General features: G+C 62.6%; 15 protein-coding genes and 1 tRNA gene. 13 read left to right on the forward strand and 3 right to left on the reverse strand.

Annotated features, from left to right (window positions below):
* The first annotated feature begins 3 nt into the window (after positions 1-3).
* The 12 genes from holA to HD842_RS17600 all read left to right on the forward strand — a co-directional run bounded on the left by holA (position 4) and on the right by HD842_RS17600 (position 17,168).
* Positions 4-1,017 carry a DNA polymerase III subunit delta gene (holA, locus tag HD842_RS17545; protein ID WP_183556049.1) on the forward strand — a complete coding sequence of 338 codons (1,014 nt, stop codon included), beginning with the start codon at positions 4-6 and terminating at the stop codon, positions 1,015-1,017.
* Between the two features lie 81 nt (positions 1,018-1,098).
* Complete coding sequence (locus tag HD842_RS17550) at positions 1,099-2,364, forward strand: glutamate-5-semialdehyde dehydrogenase (protein WP_183556050.1); 1,266 nt, start codon at positions 1,099-1,101, stop codon at positions 2,362-2,364.
* 25 nt (positions 2,365-2,389) lie between these two features.
* On the forward strand, positions 2,390-2,803 hold the full coding sequence (locus tag HD842_RS17555) for a CopD family protein (protein WP_183556051.1): 414 nt from the start codon (positions 2,390-2,392) through the stop codon (positions 2,801-2,803).
* Positions 2,804-3,044: 241 nt separating this feature from the next.
* Positions 3,045-4,247, forward strand: coding sequence for a THUMP domain-containing class I SAM-dependent RNA methyltransferase (locus HD842_RS17560; protein ID WP_379730857.1), 1,203 nt, complete (start codon positions 3,045-3,047; stop codon positions 4,245-4,247).
* A gap of 14 nt (positions 4,248-4,261) precedes the next feature.
* Positions 4,262-5,545 (forward strand): multidrug effflux MFS transporter, encoded by a 1,284-nt coding sequence (locus HD842_RS17565; protein WP_183556052.1) that lies wholly within the window; start codon positions 4,262-4,264, stop codon positions 5,543-5,545.
* 287 nt (positions 5,546-5,832) lie between these two features.
* Positions 5,833-8,004 (forward strand): HDOD domain-containing protein, encoded by a 2,172-nt coding sequence (locus HD842_RS17570; RefSeq protein ID WP_183556053.1) that lies wholly within the window; start codon positions 5,833-5,835, stop codon positions 8,002-8,004.
* An 8-nt stretch (positions 8,005-8,012) separates the two neighbouring features.
* Entirely contained in the window at positions 8,013-10,235 is a 2,223-nt protein-coding gene (locus HD842_RS17575) for a putative bifunctional diguanylate cyclase/phosphodiesterase (protein WP_183556054.1), read from the forward strand.
* 6 nt (positions 10,236-10,241) lie between these two features.
* Positions 10,242-11,792, forward strand: coding sequence for an SEL1-like repeat protein (locus HD842_RS17580; protein WP_183556055.1), 1,551 nt, complete (start codon positions 10,242-10,244; stop codon positions 11,790-11,792).
* A 108-nt stretch (positions 11,793-11,900) separates the two neighbouring features.
* Positions 11,901-13,130: a putative DNA modification/repair radical SAM protein gene (locus HD842_RS17585; RefSeq protein ID WP_183556056.1), complete on the forward strand. Its 1,230-nt coding sequence runs from the start codon at positions 11,901-11,903 to the stop codon at positions 13,128-13,130.
* Entirely contained in the window at positions 13,127-14,662 is a 1,536-nt protein-coding gene (locus HD842_RS17590) for a UdgX family uracil-DNA binding protein (RefSeq protein ID WP_183556057.1), read from the forward strand. The genes HD842_RS17585 and HD842_RS17590 overlap by 4 nt, the downstream gene beginning before the upstream one ends.
* A gap of 169 nt (positions 14,663-14,831) precedes the next feature.
* The gene (locus HD842_RS17595) at positions 14,832-15,860 is read left to right on the forward strand and encodes a TraB/GumN family protein (RefSeq protein WP_183556058.1); all 1,029 of its coding nucleotides are present in this window, start codon (positions 14,832-14,834) and stop codon (positions 15,858-15,860) included.
* Positions 15,861-16,232: 372 nt separating this feature from the next.
* The gene (locus HD842_RS17600; protein WP_183556059.1) at positions 16,233-17,168 is read left to right on the forward strand and encodes a nuclease-related domain-containing protein; all 936 of its coding nucleotides are present in this window, start codon (positions 16,233-16,235) and stop codon (positions 17,166-17,168) included.
* A 319-nt stretch (positions 17,169-17,487) separates the two neighbouring features.
* Here HD842_RS17600 and HD842_RS17605 read toward each other — a convergent pair whose 3' ends face one another.
* Positions 17,488-18,414, reverse strand: a complete 927-nt coding sequence (locus HD842_RS17605) for a hypothetical protein (RefSeq protein WP_183556060.1) — start codon at positions 18,412-18,414, stop codon at positions 17,488-17,490.
* 53 nt (positions 18,415-18,467) lie between these two features.
* Positions 18,468-18,659, reverse strand: coding sequence for a hypothetical protein (locus HD842_RS17610; protein WP_183556061.1), 192 nt, complete (start codon positions 18,657-18,659; stop codon positions 18,468-18,470).
* Between the two features lie 148 nt (positions 18,660-18,807).
* Here HD842_RS17610 and HD842_RS17615 point away from each other — a divergent pair.
* Positions 18,808-18,881: transfer RNA gene (locus HD842_RS17615), tRNA-Gly, on the forward strand.
* A gap of 27 nt (positions 18,882-18,908) precedes the next feature.
* Here the strand turns inward: HD842_RS17615 and HD842_RS17620 are convergent.
* Positions 18,909-19,199, reverse strand: a complete 291-nt coding sequence (locus HD842_RS17620; RefSeq protein WP_183556586.1) for a hypothetical protein — start codon at positions 19,197-19,199, stop codon at positions 18,909-18,911.
* Positions 19,200-19,210: the final 11 nt, after the last annotated feature.

Here is a 19,210-nt window from a genome sequence, read left to right on the forward strand (position 1 = left end):
ACGATGCAACTGCGGCTCGAAGCGCTCGACGGCCATCTGGCCAAGAACCTGGCGCAGCTGTACGTGATCGCCAGCGACGAGCATCTGCTGGCGCTGGAAGCGGCCGACCGCATCCGCAAGGCGGCGCGCGCGCAGGGCTACACCGAGCGCGATGTGCTCAGTGTGGAGCGCACTTTTAAATGGGGCGAGCTGCTGGCAGCGAACCAGGCGCTGTCGCTGTTCGGCGACAAGAAGCTGATCGAGCTGCGCATCCCGACAGGCAAACCGGGCAAGGATGGCAGCGCCGCACTGCAGGCGTATGCGAAAGACCTCAGCCCCGACAACCTGACCCTGATCACGCTGCCCAAGCTTGACTGGCAGACGGCCAAGGCGTCGTGGGTCACGGCGCTGCAGCAGGCCGCGGTCTACATCGACATCCCGAACATCGAGCGCGCGCAGCTCCCGGCCTGGATCGGCAACCGGTTAGCAAGCCAGGGCCAGAGCGCCGAGCGCCAGAGCCTGGACTTCATCGCCGACCGCGTCGAAGGCAATCTGCTGGCGGCGCACCAGGAGATTCAAAAGCTCGGCCTGCTGCACGAGCCGGGCAAGCTGACGTTCGAGCAGGTGCATGACGCGGTGCTGAACGTGGCGCGCTACGACGTGTTCAAGCTATCCGAGGCGATGCTGACGGGCGACACGGCGCGCCTGGTGCGCATGCTCGAAGGCTTGAAGGGCGAAGGCGAGGCGCTGCCGCTGGTCTTGTGGGCGGTGGCCGAGGAAATCCGCACGCTGCTAAAATTGAAGAGCGGGATGAGTCAGGGCAGGCCACTGAATGCCCTGCTCAAGGAATACCGGATCTGGGGGCCGCGCGAGCGGATGATGGAGCCGGCGCTGCGCCGCGTGTCGCTTGCGACGCTCGAAGCGGCGCTGCAACAAGCGGCGCAGGTCGACCGCATGGTCAAGGGTCTGCGCGCCAAACAATTTGCGGGCGACGCGTGGGATGCGATGTTGCAGCTGGCGTTGCGGGTGGCGCGGTAAGCCTTCCGCAGTAGAGCATTAGCTCGACGCCGCTGGACAGCACCGCCTTGCGCGCGCCAGGTTAATGCAATGGAAAACACGATGGACATCACCGCACACATGCACCAGCTGGGCCAGCAGGCCCGCGCCGCCGCGCGCGCCATGGCACGCGCCGACACCGCCACCCGCAACCGCGCCCTGAGCCTGATCGCCGATGCGATCGAGCGCGATGCCGACCTGCTGCGCGCCGCCAATGCCCGTGACCTGGAGGCCGCCCAGGCGGCAGGCCTGGCACCGGCACTGATGGACCGCCTGGCGTTGTCAAGCGCCGCGATCGCGACGATGGTCGCCGGCCTGCGCCAGATCGTCGCCTTGCCCGATCCGGTCGGCGAAATCTCGAACATGAAGGTACGCCCGAGCGGCATCCAGGTCGGCCAGATGCGCGTGCCGCTGGGCGTGATCGGCATCATCTACGAAGCACGCCCGAACGTGACGGTCGATGCGGCGGGCCTGTGCATCAAGAGCGGCAATGCCGCGATCCTGCGCGGTGGCTCGGAAGCGATCCACTGCAACCGCGCGCTGGCCACGCTGGTGGCCGAAGGCCTGGTGGGCGCCGGCCTGCCGCAGGCGGCAGTGCAGGTGGTCGACACGGTCGACCGCGCCGCCGTCGGCGCGCTGATCACGATGCCGCAGTACGTGGACGTGATCGTCCCGCGCGGCGGCAAGGGGTTGATTGCGCGCCTGATGGCCGAAGCCACGGTTCCGATGATCAAGCACCTCGATGGCATCTGCCACGTCTACATCGACGACAAGGCCGATATCGACAAGGCGCTGGCCATCGCATTCAACGCCAAGTGCCACCGCTACGGCACCTGCAACACGATGGAAACGCTGCTGGTTGCGCGCGGCATCGCGCCGACCGTGCTGCCGCGCCTGGCCGAACTGTATGCGACCAAGGACGTCGAGCTGCGCGCCGATCCGGAAGCGTTCGCGATCCTGGCCGGTTATCCGCATCTGGTGGCGGCGACGGAAGAAGACTGGTCGACCGAATACCTGGCCCCGATCCTGGCGATCAAGGTGGTAGCCGGCATCGACGAGGCGATGGACCATATCGACGCGTATTCGTCGAAGCACACCGAATCGATCATCACCGAAGACCATAGCGGCGCCATGCGTTTCTTGCGCGAAGTCGACTCGGCGTCGGTCATGATCAATGCGTCGACGCGCTTTGCCGATGGTTTCGAATATGGCCTGGGCGCCGAGATCGGCATCTCGAACGACAAGCTGCACGCACGCGGGCCGGTGGGTCTGGAAGGCCTCACGTCGCTCAAGTATGTCGTGTTCGGGCACGGCGAAGTCCGCAACTGAATTCAACGTTCACCACAAGGAAAGCATGTACCTCTGGATCAAAGCACTGCACATCGTCTTCATTGCATCCTGGTTCGCCGGCCTGTTCTACCTGCCGCGCCTGTTCGTCAACCTGGCCGAGGAAACCAACCCTGCGGCGCGTGACCGCCTGCTGGGCATGGCGCGCCGGCTGTACCGCTTCTCGATGATCCTGTCGGTGCCGGCGGTGCTGCTGGGCGCGTGGTTGTGGATGGGTTACGGCATCCAGGGCGGCTGGCTGCATGCCAAGCTGCTGCTCGTGTTCCTGACCATCGGCTACCATCATATGTGCGGCGGCATCCTCAAGAAATTCGAGCGTGGCGTCAATACGCGCAGCCACAAGTGGTATCGCTGGTTCAATGAAGTGCCGGTCGTGCTGATGCTGGCGATTGTCATCCTGGTGACCGTCAAGCCGTTCTAAGCAGGGCAGGATGCGGGCCTTGCATCGGCCCGCGCCCGACAAACGTCATTCCCGCGAAGGCGGGAATCCAAGGTGCTTGCATAGCCAAAAGCATGCTCTTGTGGCTGCGCTAATGACTTGGATTCCCGCCTACGCGGGAATGACGGTTTTGAAGTTTGCGGTTTAAACAATTCACGGTCATCCAGCTTCAAGGTTGACGCGTTATCTCCACAGAATCATCAACGGACAAAGGGTACCCCTCATGGCTTCCTATTTTTGCCCATGCCCACGCGGCATGGAAGCGGCACTGGCCGAAGAAATCGGCGAAATCGCCGCACAAAGCACCACGCTGAAGGTGCACAACCAGGTACCGGGCGGCGTGCACTGCTCGGGAACGATGCAGGACGCCTGGCTGCTCAACCTGCATTCGCGCATCGCCTCGCGTGTGCTGATGCGCATGGCCCAGCGCAGCTACACCACCGAAAACGACATCTACGACCTGGTGCTCGAGCAAACCTGGGAAGACTGGTTCGGCCCCGATCACACGATCCGCGTCGACGTCACGGCCGTCAAGTCGCCGCTGCGCAGCCTCGAATTCACCACGCTCAAGATCAAGGACGCCATCTGCGACCGCTTCCGCGACCAGTACGACAAGCGCCCGTCGGTCAACACGCGCGAACCCGACATGCGCATCGTCGGCTTCCTCGACGCCCGCAATTTCATCGTCTACCTCGACACCTCGGGCGAAGCGCTGTTCAAGCGCGGCTGGCGTGAAGAAACCGGCGACGCGCCGCTGCGCGAGAATCTCGCTGCGGGCCTGCTGCGCGTCTCGGGCTGGAAGCCAGGCGTGCCGCTGTTCGACCCGATGTGCGGTTCGGGCACGATCCTCGTCGAAGCCGCCCAGATGCTGCAAGGGATTCCATCCGGCGCGCGCCGCAGCTTCGCCTTCGAAAAATTTGCCGACCACGACCGCCAGGCCTGGGCCGCGATGAAAGCGGCGGTCAAGCCGAACGTGCTGCCGCAGGAGCCGACCATCTTCGGCTCGGACATCTCGGGCGACATGGTCGAAATGACGCGCCATAACCTGAAGATCGCCGGCATCCTGTTCGACGTGCCGCTCAAGCAGATCGAAGCGCAGCACGTGTCGGCGCCGACGACCGAGCCGGGCATCCTGCTCACCAACCCGCCGTACGGCGAGCGGATCGGCGTGCGCGGCGACAGCACCGTGCCGCAGGACGACATGGCGGCCGGCTTCTACGCCGCGTTTTCCACGACGCTCAAGCAGCGCTTTGCCGGCTGGACCGCCTATCTGTTCACGGCCGACCTGGGCCTGCCGAAGATGCTGCGCCTGAAAGAGTCGCGCAAGACCCCGTTCTTCAATGGCGCGCTCGAATGCCGCCTGTTCCGTTTCGACATGGTGGCGGGCTTCAACCGCCGCGAGGAAGCCAAACCAAAGCAGGACTGACCCGGAACCGCCCGATGCTGCCAGAACCATCCGATCTGCCTAAGGACCCCGTCACCCCCGTGCCGCCGCCGCCGCCGCACAAGATCGCGATGCTCTCGGCAGGCGGGCTGGCAACGCTGCTGGCAGCGCTGTCGATGCTGGGGCCATTCTCGATCGACGCCTACCTGCCGGCCTTCCCGCAGATACAGGCCCAGCTTGCCGCCACGCCGCTGCAGGTCCAGCAAACCCTCACCGCCTATATGCTGGCCTTTGCCGTCATGGTGCTGTGGCATGGCGCGCTGTCCGATGCGTTCGGGCGCCGCAACGTGATCCTGGTGGCGCTGGTGGTATTCGCCATTGGCAGCTTCGGCTGCGCCTCGGCGTCGTCGGTGGAATACCTGTGGGTGTTTCGCGTGCTGCAGGGCGTGTCGGCCGGGGCCGGCGTGGTGGTGGGGCGCGCGATCATCCGCGACCTGTATTCGGATACGGCGGCGGCGCGTCTGCTGTCGATGGTCACGATGATCTTCTCGATCGCCCCGGCCATCGCGCCGGTGGTGGGCGGCTGGATCGTCACGCTGCTCGACTGGCGCGCGATCTTTCTGGCGCTATCCGTCTACACCGTACTGCTGTTCTGGTTCTGCTGGAAGCACCTGCCCGAGACGGTGCCCCCGACCGAGCGCCAGCCGTTCAATCCGCGTTTTTTGGCGCAGAGCTACGGCGCCATCTTCAGCTCGTTCCTGTTTCTGACGATGGCCGGCGTGACGGCGCTGAACTTCGCCGGCCTGTTTTTGTACATCGCCGCGGCGCCCGTCATGCTGCCCGAAAGCCTGGGCCTGGGCCCGTCCCAATTCGCGTGGCTGTTCGTGCCGACCGTGAGCGGCATTTTCTTTGGTTCGCTCGTTGCCAACCGGCTGGCCGGCAAGATGGATTTTGCGCGCCAGATCCGCATGGGCTTTTTCTTCATGCTGGGCGCCGTGACCTTCAACGTGATCTACCATGCGTTCCTTCCGCCGGCCCTGCCGTGGACCGTGGCGCCGATGTTCTTCTTCACCTTTGGCAGTTCGCTGATCGCGCCTGGCGCGACGCTGCTGGCGCTCGACCTGTTCCCGCGCATCCGTGGCACGGTGGCGTCGTGCCAGTCGTTCATTCTGACGCTGCTCGGCGCGGTCGTGGCCGGCGCCGTCGCGCCGGCGCTGTCGCATTCGGTGCTGGCGCTGGCGCTCGGCCAGGCATTCTTCGTGCTGTTGTCGCTCTTGTGCTGGGATACCGCGCGACGCCATCGCCGCAAGCTGCGCGCCCGGGGCGAAGCGACGCCCTGACGTTGCATCGGATGAGTGTGAATCGAGGAAACAGTCGTATCGTTACAACAAGTTTTAGAGCGTGCCCGTGTTTACGCCCCAGGCACGCCCATTGCAACGAGTATTCCCGTAACTATTGTTCCTGATCAGAAATGTATATATGTTACGATACGTTTTTATCTCCTGGAGCAGTGGGCAAACCTCTCGCCTGTTCCATGCACTGAAGTGCAGGGCGACGTGGCATGCCTGTTCGGGCGCGATCGCCACCTACCAGAACCCTTCGACAAGTGGCGGCCGTGCTTGATAATATGCTCCTATCCGATCAGGATATTCGCAATCGCTTGCTGATCGCCCGGCTGCCGGCCATGCCGCAGATCCTGGTCAAGCTGATCGAGCACCTGCAGGCCGACGATCTCGGCATGCCGGAACTCGCCGCGCTGATTGCGAAGGACGCCGGCATGACGGCCAAGCTGCTGGCCGTCGCCAACAGCTCCGCCTACCACCGCAGCACGCGCAGCGCGAATCTCGAACAGTCGCTGGTGGCGCTGGGCACCGACATGATCAAGACGTTGGTGATCAGCGATTCGGTATTCCAGACCTTCAACAGCTTCCCGCATGCCGGCAGCATCGACCTGCGCGCGTTCTGGAAAAACTCCCTGACCGCCGCCGTGATCGCGCGCGATGCAGCGCGCATGCTCGACTACGTGCATCCCGAAGAAGCTTATCTGGCGGGCCTGCTGCACAATGTCGGCCGCCTGGCGCTGCTGGCCGCCGCGCCCAAGGAATACGCATTCAACTTCACCGCGCTCGATGACGAAGACCTGTGCGCGGTCGAGCAGCGCACCCTCCAGATCACCCACGCCGAAGCAGGCGCCTGGCTGATCGAACGCTGGCAGCTCGATTCGTTCCTGGCCGACGCGGTGCTGTACCACCACGAGCCGGGCGACCGCCTGGAAGGCAGCCATCCCCTGATCCGCATCGTGCGCCTGGCGCATGTGCTGACCTGCCACGCGCACGACGAGGCGATGGTGCTCGACGCCTGCGCGCTGTGCGGGATCGACGCCGTGCGCACGGCGCACCTGATGGATGGCGCCGCGCGCCAGGTCGAGCAGGCCGCCGCGCATCTGGGCATCGATCTGGCAGGCGCCGACGACATTCCGCAGCCATCGGCCTATGCGCCGCCGCCGGCGGTCGACCCGGTGCAAAAGCGCCTGAATGAAGAAGTGCGCAATATGGTGCTGGTGTCCGAAGTCGGCCAGACCCTGGCGCGCCAGCAGGGCGAGTCGGGCCTGCTCGACGCGATGACGCGCACCGCCCGCATCCTGTTCGATTTCGAAAGCGCCGTCGTGCTGCTCGAGAACCCCACCGGCCACCTGTTGTCGGGCGCCCCGGCGCCGGGCGTGGCGCGCATCGCCGATTTTTCGGTGTCGCTGGCCAAGGGCGGTCCCGTGGCGCGCAGCGCGCTGGAACGCCGCCCCGCGTTTGTGGGCGGTGAACGCCAGCAGCTTGGTCTGGCCGAAGAGCAGCTGCTGCGCATCCTGGGCACCGACAGCCTGGTGGTGGTCCCGCTGGTGGCCGGCGCGCGCTGCCTGGGCGTGCTGGTTGGCGGCGTGCCGGCCTGGCAGCTGCCGCATTGCCAGCGCCGCGAGCGGTTCATGCAGGCCTTCGGCGCGCAGGCCGCCGGCGCTCTCGAGAACCTGCTGCTCGAACGTGGTCACGCACGGCGCCAGCTGGCCAACGTGGCCGAAGAATTCCGCGACGCGTCGCGCCGCGTGGTGCACGAAGTGAACAACCCGCTGGCGATCATCAAGAATTACCTGAGCATCCTGGACGGCAAGCTGGCACGCCAGGAACCGGTGGGCGGCGAGCTGTCGATCCTGAACGAAGAGATCGACCGCGTGGGCCAGTTGATCGGCTCCCTGGCTGAACCGCAGGTGCCGGAGACCGGTCCGCGGCCGGTCGATGCCGCCCGCGTCGTCGACGATGTGCTGCGCCTGTTCCGCACCAGCGGCTTCGTGCCGGGCGGCGTGCAGATCGTGGCGCACATGGACGGCGACAGCGCGATCGAGGGCGACCCCGATGTGCTCAAGCAGATCCTGGTGAACCTGGTCAAGAACGCGGTCGAAGCATTCGGGCCGCAGCACAAGAGCGGCGGCCGGATCGAGGTCGTCAACCGCGGCCACGTCAACCGCGAGCGCCACCTGTACGTGGAGCTGGGCGTGAGTGACAACGGCCCGGGCCTGTCGCGCGAGGTGCTGGCCAACCTGTTCATGCCCGTCAAGAGCAGCAAGGAAGGCGCGCCCGATGGCGGCAAGCGCGGCCTGGGCTTGTCGATCGTCCATGGCCTGGTCAAGAAGATGGGCGGGCATATCGCCTGCCGCAGCGCCAGTTCCGGTACCTCGTTTGAAATACTCCTGCCGGCGTACACCGGCGCTGGCACGGCGCTCGCGCTGCCGGCGCGCGCGCTCGGTTCCGCCTGACCCTCACCATGCACGCGCACCCTGCCACCATGCTCCCTGGTGAACCATCCCCGTTTTCCCCGACACTTGACGCCGACAGCCAGCCACGCCTGCTGCTGGTCGACGATGAACCCCGTCTGCTGGCGTCGCTGTACGAATTGCTGCAGGGGCGTGGCTACCGCCTCGTGACCGCGCCATCCGGCACCGAGGCGCTGGCGCAGCTGTCGCGCCAGCGCTTCGACCTGGTCCTGCTCGACCTGCGCCTGCCCGATATCGGCGGCCACGAGATCATGGACTTCATCAACGACAAGGGCATCGACGCCGACGTGATCGTGATGAGCGGCGAGGTGGGCATCGACGCCGCGATCGGCGCGCTCAAGCGCGGCGCCTACAGCTACCTGCGCAAACCGTACAGCCGCGAAGAGCTGCTCTCGACCGTCAGCAACGCACTGGGACGCCGGCGCCTGGCGCTGGAAAACGCACGCATCGCGAACCAGCTCGAGAACTCCGAGAAGATGTACCGCTACCTGGTCGACTCGTCGCCGGACATCATCTATACGCTCAATCACGAAGGCCGCTTCACGTTCGTCAATGACCGCGCCTACCAGCTGCTCGGCTACACGCGCGAAGAGCTGATCGGCAAGCATTACTCGATCGTCGTGCACGAAGAAGACCTGGAACGCGCGCGCTACGTGTTCAACGAACGCCGCATCGACGAACGCGCATCGCGCAACGTCGAACTGCGCCTGAAGTGCCGGGGCGGGAATGGCAACACCAGCAGCGACCGCACGTTCAACACGACGCTGATGACGATTTCGCTGAACGCGATCGGCATGCACGTGCCGGACCAGGAAGTAAAGAAGCTCGAGTTCTTCGGCACCTACGGCGTGGCGCGCGACATCACCGACCGCAAGCGCGCCGAAGAAGTCATCGCCTATCAGGCCTACCACGACATCCTGACCGACCTGCCAAACCGCATCCTGTTCAAGGACCGCCTGGGCCTGGCCGTGATCCAGGCCAAGCGCAAGCAGACCGAACTCGCGGTGATGTTCATCGACCTCGATCGCTTCAAGCTGGTGAACGACACGCTCGGCCACGTCAAGGGCGACGAATTGCTGCAGCAGGCGGCCAGCCGCCTGAAGGAATGCCTGCGCAAGGGCGACACGCTGGCGCGCCAGGGCGGCGACGAATTCACCATCGTCTTGCCAGAACTGGTCAGCCACGAAGACGCGCGCATGGTCGCCGATAAATTCCTGGCCTGCCTGCAGCTGCCGTTCGACCTCGATGGCCACGAAGTGCACATCTCGGCCTCGATCGGCATCGCGATCTATCCGAAGGACGGCGAATCGATCGACGAACTGCTGCGCCACGCCGACATCGCGATGTACCAGGTGAAAGCGCTGGGTAAGAACGGCCACAGCTTCTATCACGACTCGATGCTCGAAGTGTCGCACCAGAAGATCGCGCTGGAACAGGCGCTGCGCCGCGCGCTCGAGCACGACGAGCTGGAGATGTTCTACCAGCCGCAGATCGACGCCATGACCGGCAACATCACGGGCGCGGAGGCGCTGATGCGCTGGAACCATCCAACGCGCGGGCGCTTGTCGGCCGGCGAATTTTTGCCATTCGCCGAAGAAAACGGCCTGATGCTGCCGATCTCGGACTGGATGATCGGCGCGCTGTGCCGCGACATGCTGCGCTGGAACGCCGTTGGCGGCAGCGACATCCGGCTCTCGCTGAACCTGTCGCCGCAATACCTGGATCGCGGCGATTTCTTTGAAAAGATGCGCGGCGCACTGGCGCGCTACGCGATCTCGCCGCAGCAGATCGAAGTCGAGATCACCGAGAACATCTGCATCCGCAACCCGCAGTACGCGATCGAGCAGCTCAACAAACTGTGCGAGCTGGGCGTGTCGATCGCGATCGACGACTTCGGCACCGGCTACTCGTCGCTGTCGTACCTGCACCGCTTCCCGATCCACACCATCAAGATCGACCAGTCGTTCGTCAAGGAGATCCACGAGGAAGACGGCCACTATCCGGTGATCCTGGCGATCATCTCGATCGCGCGCGGCCTGGGCCTGAACCTGATCGCCGAAGGCGTCGAGACCGAAGAACAGGCGCGCTACCTGCGCGCCAACGGCTGCATGACGATGCAGGGTTATCTGTTCTACCGCCCGATTTCGCTGGGCGACTTCATGGTGGCGCTGCGCACCCGGCCCGGATCGAACCTGCGCGCCGTGCTGGCCTGAGTGGGCATGCCCGACACGTCGTTGTACAGCGCCGAATTCCTGCGTGTGAAAGGCCTGGCCGAGCGTGGCGTGGCCGAGGCCCAGCACAGCCTGGGCTTCATGTACGTGAACGGCCAGGGCGTGGCGCAAAGCGACGAACTGGCGGTGAGCTGGTACCGGCGCGCGGCCACGGCCAATCTGGCGCAGGCTCAGTACAACCTCGGCGTGATGCTGCAGAAGGGCCAGGGCGTGCCGCAGGACTTCATGCTGGCCGCCCACTGGTACGAGCGCGCCGCCAGCCAGGGCTACGCGCTGGCCCAGTACAACCTGGGCTGGCTGTACGCCAAGGGGCAGGGCGTGGCGCAGGACGTGGGCCGCGCGCTGCACTGGTTCCGCCTCGCCGCAGAACAGGGCGAGCCGGGCGCCCAGCACAATCTCGGGATGATGTACGACACCGGCAAGGGCGTGGCGCAGGACCACGATGCGGCCCTGGACTGGTACCGGCGCGCCGCCAGCCAGGGTTACGCCCGTTCGCAGTACAGCGTGGGCCTGCGCTACGACAGCGGCCAGGGCGTCGCGCGCGATCCGGCGCAGGCGCTCGGCTGGATGCGAAAGGCTGCGCTGCAGGGCTACGCGCCGGCCCAGTTCAATCTCGGCCTGCGCTACGACAAGGGCCAGGACGTGGAAGCGGACGGCGAACAGGCGATGCTGTGGTACGGCCGCGCGGGCATCCAGGGCCATGCCAGCTCGCAGTTCAATCTGGCGCTGATGTACGACACCGGCCACGGCGTGCCGCAGGACGACGCGCTAGCCGCGATCTGGTACCGGCGCGCCGCGCAGCAGGGCCACGCAGGCGCGCAGGACAGCCTGGGCATGCGCCACGAGCACGGCCAGGGCGTGGTGCAGGATGCGGCGCAGGCGGCCGTCTGGTACCGCCGTGCAGCGGAGCAGGGCTTGCCGGTCGCGCAGTACCACCTCGGGCAGCTCCTCGACACGGGCAACGGCGTCGAGCGCGATGCGGTGGAAGCCACGGCGTGGTACCGCAAGGCCGCCGAGCAGGGTCACCTGCGCGCGCAGTTCGACCTGGGCCTGCGCCACGAAAACGGCATCGGCGCGGCGCAGGACAGCGTACAGGCACTCGGGTGGTACCGGCGCGCCGCAGCCCAGGGTTACGCGGCGGCGCAGTACATGGTGGCCACGCTGCTCGACCGGCTCGATCTGGGCGATCCGGCCGAAGCCACCGACTGGCTGCACAAGGCGGCAGACCAGAAGCACGCGCTGGCGCAGTTCGAGCTAGGGCTGCGCTACGACTGCGCCAAGGGCGCGGACAAGGATTACGAAGCAGCCCATTTCTGGTACCTGTGCGCGGCGCGCCAGGGCCACGCGCGGGCCCAGTTCAACCTGGGCGTGATGTATGCGGCGGGGCAGGGCGCGCCGCGCGACTTAGTTGAAGCCTATGCGTGGCTGCATCGGGCGGGAGGCGCCGGGATCGGGCCGGCACGCGACTACCTGGCCCGCACCGCGCGCCGCATGGATGCGCAGCAGTTATCGCAGGCCGAAAGCTTGCTGCACGCATAACTAACGTCCCGTCTTTGAACCGGCGCCACCCCCGCACGGGTGCGCTGCCCCACCCTCTGTCATGACACGCCACGCTATACTGTATGCCCATACAGCCACGGGCGTCCGATGGAACTCAACGACAAGCTCGAAATCCTGGCCGACGCGGCCAAGTACGACGCATCCTGCGCCAGCAGCGGTGCGCCCAAGCGCGGCTCCGAGGGCAAGGACGGCCTGGGCGCCACCACCGGCATGGGCATCTGCCACAGCTACACGCCCGACGGCCGCTGCGTCTCGCTGCTCAAGATCCTGCTCACCAATTTCTGCATCTACGACTGCCAGTACTGCATCAACCGGCGCACGTCGAACGTGCCGCGCGCCCGCTTTGCGGTCGACGAAGTAGTCAAGCTGACGCAGGATTTTTACCTGCGCAACTACATCGACGGCCTGTTCCTCAGTTCCGGCATCATCCAGTCGGCCGACTACACGATGGAGCAACTGGTGGCCGTGGCGCGCACCTTGCGCGAGGTGCACAACTTCCGCGGCTACATCCACCTCAAGACGATTCCCGATGCCGACCCGCTGTTGATCACTGAAGCGGGCCGCTGGGCCGATCGCCTGTCGGTCAACATCGAGCTGCCGACGCACGACAGCGTGACCAGGCTCGCGCCCGAAAAGAGCGTGCACACCATCAAACTGGCGATGGGCTCCATCCGGCGCAAGCTTGATGAAAAAGCCGAAGAGCCAAGGTCGCCCGCCTTCGCGCCGGCCGGCCAGAGCACGCAGATGATCGTCGGGGCCGACGCCAGCGACGACCACACGATCCTCAACACCGCCGAGACGCTGTACGGCAGCTATAAACTCAAGCGCGTGTACTACTCCGCGTTCAGCCCCATCCCGCAAAGCCCCAAGAGCGTGCCGCTCGCGCCACCGCCGCTGCTGCGCGAACACCGCCTGTACCAGGCCGATTTCCTGCTGCGCAGTTACGGCTTCACGGCCGGCGAGATCATGCCGCAGACGGGCAATCTGGCGCTGGACATCGATCCCAAGCTGGCCTGGGCGCTGTCGAACCGTGACCAGTTTCCGATGGACCTGAACCGCGTCGATGCGACGCTGATCGCGCGCATCCCCGGCATCGGCCTGCGCAACGCCAAGCGCATCGCCGACCTGCGCCGCATTCGCCGCATCCGCTGGGAAGATTTATCGCGGCTGCGCTGCAGCCTGAAAAAGCTGGCACCGTTCGTCATCACCGCCGACTACAAGCCGGCGCAGGGCGCGACCAGCTCCGACCTGCTGCGCAAGCACATGGCCGACGCGCCGCAGCAGATGAACCTGTGGCCGGAGCTGCAGGCAGCATGACCCCTGCGGCCACCGCAGCCGTCGTCGCCAGCGAAGCCGTCGCCGCGGTCCGCGCAGGGCAGCCGCTGCTGGTGGCCTCGTTCGTCGAGTGGCGCGCCACGGCCCGCGCCCTGTTGCGCGCAGGCGTGCCGCCCGAGACGGTGACGTGGGGCGAGCCGGGCGCCGATTTGTTTTCGAGCGCGCCGGCAGCGCCGGCATCGGCCCTGGAGACGGTGCAACCGACTGGCGACCTTCTCGCGGCCCCGCCTGCCGAACGGGTGGCGCAAGCCACGCCCAGGCCGCAAGTACCGCGCTCCCTGATGGAGATGCTGCAAACCGCCGCCTGCTACCGCGACCACGATCGCTGGGCTTTCCTGTACCGCGTGGTCTGGCGCTGGCAGCAGGGCGAGCATGATGTGCAGTCGCCCGCCGATCCCGATGGCGCGCGGCTGACGTCGATGGTCAAGGCCGTGCGGCGTGAGGTGCACGACATGTTCGCGTATATCCGCTTTCGCGAGCGGCCGATCGAGGCCGGGCCGCCGCAGTTCGTCGCCTGGTTCGAACCCGCGCACGACGTGCTGCCGCAGGTGGCCGAGCATTTCGTTGCCCGCATGGGCAAGATGACCTGGATGATCGCCACGCCCGAGGCCAGCGTGCTGTGGGACGGCGCCACGCTGCACGACGCGGGGCCGTTGATGTCCGGCCCCGCCGATCTCGAAGACGACGGCGAGGCGCTCTGGCTGACCTACTACCGCAGCATCTTCAACCCAGCGCGCCTGAACACGAAGGTCATGCAAAGCCATGTGCCGTCGCGCTTCTGGAAGAACCTGCCCGAGGGCGCGCTGGTGCCGTCGATGGTCAGCCAGGCCGGCCTGGGCGCGCGCCGCATCGGCCAGGTCGCCGAGGTGGGGCAGCGCCGCGGCACGACGATCCCGATCGCGGCCGAGAAAGCCCAGCCTGACCGCGAACAGCCATCAAAGCTCGATGAATGCCGGCGCTGCGAACTGTGGCAGCACGCGACGCAGGCCGTCGGCGGGATCGGGCCGGACCACGCGCAGATCATGCTTGTCGGCGAGCAGCCGGGCGACCAGGAGGACCTGTCAGGCCAGCCGTTCATCGGCCCGGCCGGCCAGCTGCTCGATCGCGTGTTTGCGCAGGCGGAGGTGGACCGCCAGGGCGTGTACATCACCAACGCCGTCAAACATTTCAAGTGGGAGCCGCGCGGCAAGCGACGCCTGCACAAGACGCCGGCGCAGAAAGAGATTGAGGCCTGCCACTACTGGCTCGAAAAGGAAATCGCCACCCGCAAGCCGAAGGTGATCGTGGCGATGGGCGCGACTGCGCTGAAATCGGTGCTGCAGAAGGGGAACGTGACGCTCAGGGACAGTCTCGGCCAACCGGTGCGCCATGGCGACGCGTGGGTCGTGACGATCTATCATCCGTCGTACGTGCTGCGCGTGCCGGACGAGGCAACCAAGCACGAAGCGTTTGCCGTGATGGTCGAGGGCTTGCGTGTGGCGCAGTCGCTGCTTGAGCAGTCTGGCGAGAACTGATCCACGTCGCGATATCGTGACGCGTGCGGAGGCCCGGCGGGCACCCGTCCCAGGCTTACTTATCCGCACACTGCGCCTTGCGTATGCATTCGAAAGTCCTTGTGATCGCCGCGATGGCCGCCTCATAATCGGCGCACGCTTCTGGCTACTTTCACAACAGGATCTCTTCATGCGCCCACTCGTCGTTCCCGCACTGTGCTTGTCGTTGCTGGCTGCCCCTGGATGGGCACAGTCGCTTGACGGGGCCGGTGCTCCGCCTGCTGCTGTTGTCACCACGGACGCGGTCGAACCTGCGCCTGAACAGATCCACGTCGTCGCCCAACGGCCCGGCCCCGGCATGTGGAAGGTGAAGAAGGGCGATCATGTGCTGTGGGTGTTTGGCACCTACGCGCCGCTGCCAAAGAACATGACGTGGCGCTCGCAGCAGGTAGAAAACGTCATCAAGCATTCGCAGGAGTACCTGGCACCACCAGGCGCCACAGCCAAGCCGGGCTTTTTCAGAATGGTCACGCTGCTGCCAAGCCTGATCGGCGTGCGCAAGAATCCGGATGGCGCGCAGCTGCGTGATGTTCTGCCGCAGGAAGACTACGCGCAGTGGAGCACGCTCAAGGCAACCTACCTGCCCGAGAACAGCGACGTCGAACGCGAGCGGCCGATCTTTGCCGCGCAGGCGTTAACGGAAGCGGCGCGCAAGGAAGCGGGCCTGGTGAACGGCTATGCGGTGCGCAAGCAGCTGCTCGCGCTGATCAAGAAGAGTGAGCTGAAACAGACGTCGACGGAGGTTGAACTACCGACGGACAATGCGCGCGCGTTGATCAAGAACTTCAAGAAGTCGAATCTGGCTGACGCCGCCTGCTTGAGGACGACGATGGCCACGCTGAAGCAGGATCTCGACGGCGCAACAGCACGCGCCAATGCCTGGGCCAAGGGCGACGTGGATGAGATGCGCAAGCTGAACTACGCCGAACGCGAGGAGGCGTGTTTCGGCGCGCTGATGAACAGCGCCGCGCTCGATACGGAGCCTGAATGGAAGAACGTGAAGGCGCGCTCGCATGCGAAATGGATCGCGTCGGCCGAGAAGGCACTTGCTGCCAATGCATCGACCTTTGCGCTGTTGTCGATGGACGATATTTTTGATCCTAAAGGCGTGATCGCGGCGCTGGTGGCGAAGGGGTATGAGGTGGAGTCGCCCGAATGATGTGATGCTGCGCGCATGGCTAACGAGCAGCATGCGCGTACTTCGCTTGGGAATTTGTCAAACGTTCGCAAACGCGCGTAGAATGCTGGCAACGCGGGTGTAGCTCAATGGTAGAGCAGAAGCTTCCCATGCCCCTTTATATCAAGAACAACCACTGTTCATGCGCGTTCCCCCCGCGCGAAACCCCCTGTAGACCAAAAAACCGTTCAAATCAAGGGGTTAGTCACCATCACATTTTCGACCCCACCTGGGTTTCGAAAAGCTGTTGTGGTGCCATTTGTGACTTTCCGCCACAAAAACTTCCCAACCTGCCACACATCAAGCGAGCGTTGATACAATGCAATATTGTACTTGCACTTAGCTCAGGTAAACATGCTCATCAAAAGCGCAGACGACAAAGAGTCGCAGATCGCAATACTTCAGAACCTGCTTTCTCACGAACGTGTGCCCGCTGAAAAGAGGCAACTAATCGAAAGGGAGGTGCGGAATCTATCGGTTGGTATTGCAACCGAAAGACAGGCAGCGTTCGAAATAGATTTCTATGCTGCGCCTAGCAAAAATCTATTCGTCATTCACGATCTTCGCCTTGAAATTGGCGGTCGCGTTGCTCAGATCGATCATTTGTTGATGAATCGAGCGTTTGAAGTTTTCGTTCTTGAAACAAAGACGTTTAGCACTGGATTGTCAATCAATGATAGGGGGGAGTTCTCGACTTTTTATGAAGGGAAAGAAATGGGTATTCCTTCTCCGGTAGAGCAAAATGCACGTCACATATCTGTACTCAAAGACGCATTTAAAGAAATCGGCCTGCCCAAGCGGCTTGGTATCACGTTGCAGCCTTCATTCAATTCAGTAGTTCTCGTTTCGCCAAAAGCGATTATAAATCGCCCCAAACTAGCTAGCTCGGACGCGTCGATCATAAAACTCGATCAGTTTTTTTCTTGGTACCATAAAAAAATGGACGGGTTGACGCTGAAAGATACGGTGGGAATTCTTAAAATATGCTCTAGTGATACGATTAAAAATCTTGGTGAAAAACTGCTTTCATTGCACAAGCCTAACCGCGTTGATTACATTAAAAGGTTTGACCTGGGGTCGGCACTGCTCAGTAAGGAGCAAGTCGAACCGGCGTATGCTGAGCAGAAGACTAGCACTGCTTCAACGGTATTAAAAAGAAAAGAAGAAACGGAATATTTTTGTGCGAATTGCAAAAGCTCGATAGCAACGGTTGTGGCCAAATTTTGTTGGAACAATAAATCCAGATTCGGAGGAAAGGCTTATTGCCGTGTTTGCCAAGCAAAGATGTAATTGCGGGAGAGAGGGCATTTGGATGATCTTCGATTCAACCGATCGCGTGATCAAACATTAGAATAGGCCGCCACAGCTTAAAAAGCCATTGAGGTGGTGGCGGCATACAACACTATGTTACTTCTTTAGGGCCCACACTTAATCGTCATCATCCTCGTAAGCAGGGTGGGCCGATTGTTGGCAGCCGCAGTCCTCAATCGCACCGCCGTAGAATGCGTCTGATCCATCCTCCGTTGACCACAGGTTTGTAGTGCATAAACAGTACTGACATTGATAGTGATATGTGGACATATAACCTCTCGATATTCTTGCCGCAAAATTAGAAGTAGTAATCGTCAAGCTCCACAAATTCTCCCTTGAGCCAGACGTAATGAACGATCGGGGTGTGGAGGCTAATATTCGATTTGTCGCCAATCGGCGGCAACGTGGGCGGTCGATCTGGGTTTGGCTCCTTGCTCATCATCATTTCTATCGCGACGCTTAGGGATACCGGTTCAGGTGGAAAGCTCGGCTCTCTAATATTCCACCTCACCGGTCCTAATGCATCTTCCAGCAAGGTTCGCGCTTCATCGAGCGTAGCTGGAATAGCCATGCCGGTATACCGAAAGAAGTGTAGTCCGGGAAGGTTATTCTCAACGTAAACATCTGCCCGTAATTCTTCCAAATAAGCCTCAGTCCTTGTTCTCATTCCAACCGAACCATTTTCTTTCGTCACAGGGTGGCCAAGAACATAGAAGCCACCATCTGCGTCTTCGTTGCTGTAAGAGTTTTTTAGATCTTCCGCGGTAGAAAAGAATAATCTTGGGTCATGTACGAACCCAGATGACTCTAAAATTCTCGGATTCCACTTTTTTTTATCCCACGGATTTTGCGGATACCACATGGCAAAGGCGAAACCAGATTTGACGGGCGTCTCTACTGTTAGCTCGTAGGCGTTCGCCATCTTTATTACGTGCTTCCAGTCGTGAAATCCAGCATGAAACGCGGCAGCATCCAACGCTGCCGCGAGCTGGATATTTGACTGTTTTCGTAGCTTTTTAGCTTCCGAATTTAGAGTGCGCACTAAGTGAGAAGTAACCGCAAACGGTGGGCGCCTTTCCCTCCACTTGGTGAACAAAGGAAGACTCTGCAAGTAGTAGGGGCGCACTTCCGCTAAGCGATTTACAGCTTCAGAGAAAGAGATAGAGCGCAGCTCAGAAATCCGTTGAGCATGCTCAAGGACGCTAGCGTGGAGAGTTGGTTGCATGGTTATTCCGAATGCACGACGACCTGCAGATGCAGCTGTTGTAAGCCTACCTCTTACATCAATGTCGCCATGATCAAATGACCAAGGTTTTGAATGTGCTTTGCAACTGCCATCCCTGAGGGTTCGCTATAGGTAGGTAGCAAGGCTGGCATGGCCTGTGTGGATTCTACCAATTTATTTTTGGCTGTCAACAGCAATTCATAATCTACCAGCGTCGATTCCGTTGTCTGAAAATCGTTTTCCATGGATGGCTCCCGTACCGAAAACGATATCGAAGTGCCATGAATCTCTACCATCAAAATTACCACAAGCTCCTTCAGCTCCTGCCTGGATTACACTCTCCAGACTGCAATGTTGTCAACAACGTTAAAACCCGCGTAGAATGCAGGCAACGCGGGTGTAGCTCAATGGTAGAGCAGAAGCTTCCCAAGCTTACGACGAGGGTTCGATTCCCTTCACCCGCTCCAATCATGACCTGACGCGAACGCCTGGGTTCAAGATTTCCCCGAATCGACAGGCACATCGCCGCTACGTATCGGCTTCACCAGCTCCCACTCATTATCGGACAATGGACGCGCGTCAGGGTCATCCATCGCTGCGGCTGTAATTTCCGCATCTTCTTCCGGTGTTGGAACCATCGTTCCAGATCTTAAATTCGGCATGGCATTGACTTCCTGGACATTTGCTGCCTTCAAACTGGATGCGGCATGTGCTTGTCGGATCACGGCGATGATGTAGTGTAGACGATGGCTGACCCAGCATCCCACCGTGTAGCGCTGCGCCACGTTCAGTCGCG

The sequence above is a fragment of the Massilia aurea genome, assembly GCF_014200505.1.
Classification (GTDB): Bacteria; Pseudomonadota; Gammaproteobacteria; order Burkholderiales; family Burkholderiaceae_D; genus Telluria; species Telluria aurea_B.

Bases quoted from the DNA above. Each gene is read 5' to 3' on its own strand.
- HD842_RS17610 (WP_183556061.1), bottom strand. From the start codon at position 18,659: ATGGAAAACGATTTTCAGACAACGGAATCGACGCTGGTAGATTATGAA.
- HD842_RS17560 (WP_379730857.1), top strand. From the start codon at position 3,045: ATGGCTTCCTATTTTTGCCCATGCCCACGCGGCATGGAAGCGGCACTG.
- HD842_RS17590 (WP_183556057.1), top strand. From the start codon at position 13,127: ATGACCCCTGCGGCCACCGCAGCCGTCGTCGCCAGCGAAGCCGTCGCC.
- HD842_RS17575 (WP_183556054.1), top strand. From the start codon at position 8,013: ATGCACGCGCACCCTGCCACCATGCTCCCTGGTGAACCATCCCCGTTT.
- HD842_RS17595 (WP_183556058.1), top strand. From the start codon at position 14,832: ATGCGCCCACTCGTCGTTCCCGCACTGTGCTTGTCGTTGCTGGCTGCC.
- holA (WP_183556049.1), top strand. From the start codon at position 4: ATGCAACTGCGGCTCGAAGCGCTCGACGGCCATCTGGCCAAGAACCTG.
- HD842_RS17570 (WP_183556053.1), top strand. From the start codon at position 5,833: ATGCTCCTATCCGATCAGGATATTCGCAATCGCTTGCTGATCGCCCGG.
- HD842_RS17550 (WP_183556050.1), top strand. From the start codon at position 1,099: ATGGACATCACCGCACACATGCACCAGCTGGGCCAGCAGGCCCGCGCC.
- HD842_RS17585 (WP_183556056.1), top strand. From the start codon at position 11,901: ATGGAACTCAACGACAAGCTCGAAATCCTGGCCGACGCGGCCAAGTAC.
- HD842_RS17605 (WP_183556060.1), bottom strand. From the start codon at position 18,414: ATGCAACCAACTCTCCACGCTAGCGTCCTTGAGCATGCTCAACGGATT.
- HD842_RS17600 (WP_183556059.1), top strand. From the start codon at position 16,233: ATGCTCATCAAAAGCGCAGACGACAAAGAGTCGCAGATCGCAATACTT.
- HD842_RS17555 (WP_183556051.1), top strand. From the start codon at position 2,390: ATGTACCTCTGGATCAAAGCACTGCACATCGTCTTCATTGCATCCTGG.
- HD842_RS17580 (WP_183556055.1), top strand. From the start codon at position 10,242: ATGCCCGACACGTCGTTGTACAGCGCCGAATTCCTGCGTGTGAAAGGC.
- HD842_RS17565 (WP_183556052.1), top strand. From the start codon at position 4,262: ATGCTGCCAGAACCATCCGATCTGCCTAAGGACCCCGTCACCCCCGTG.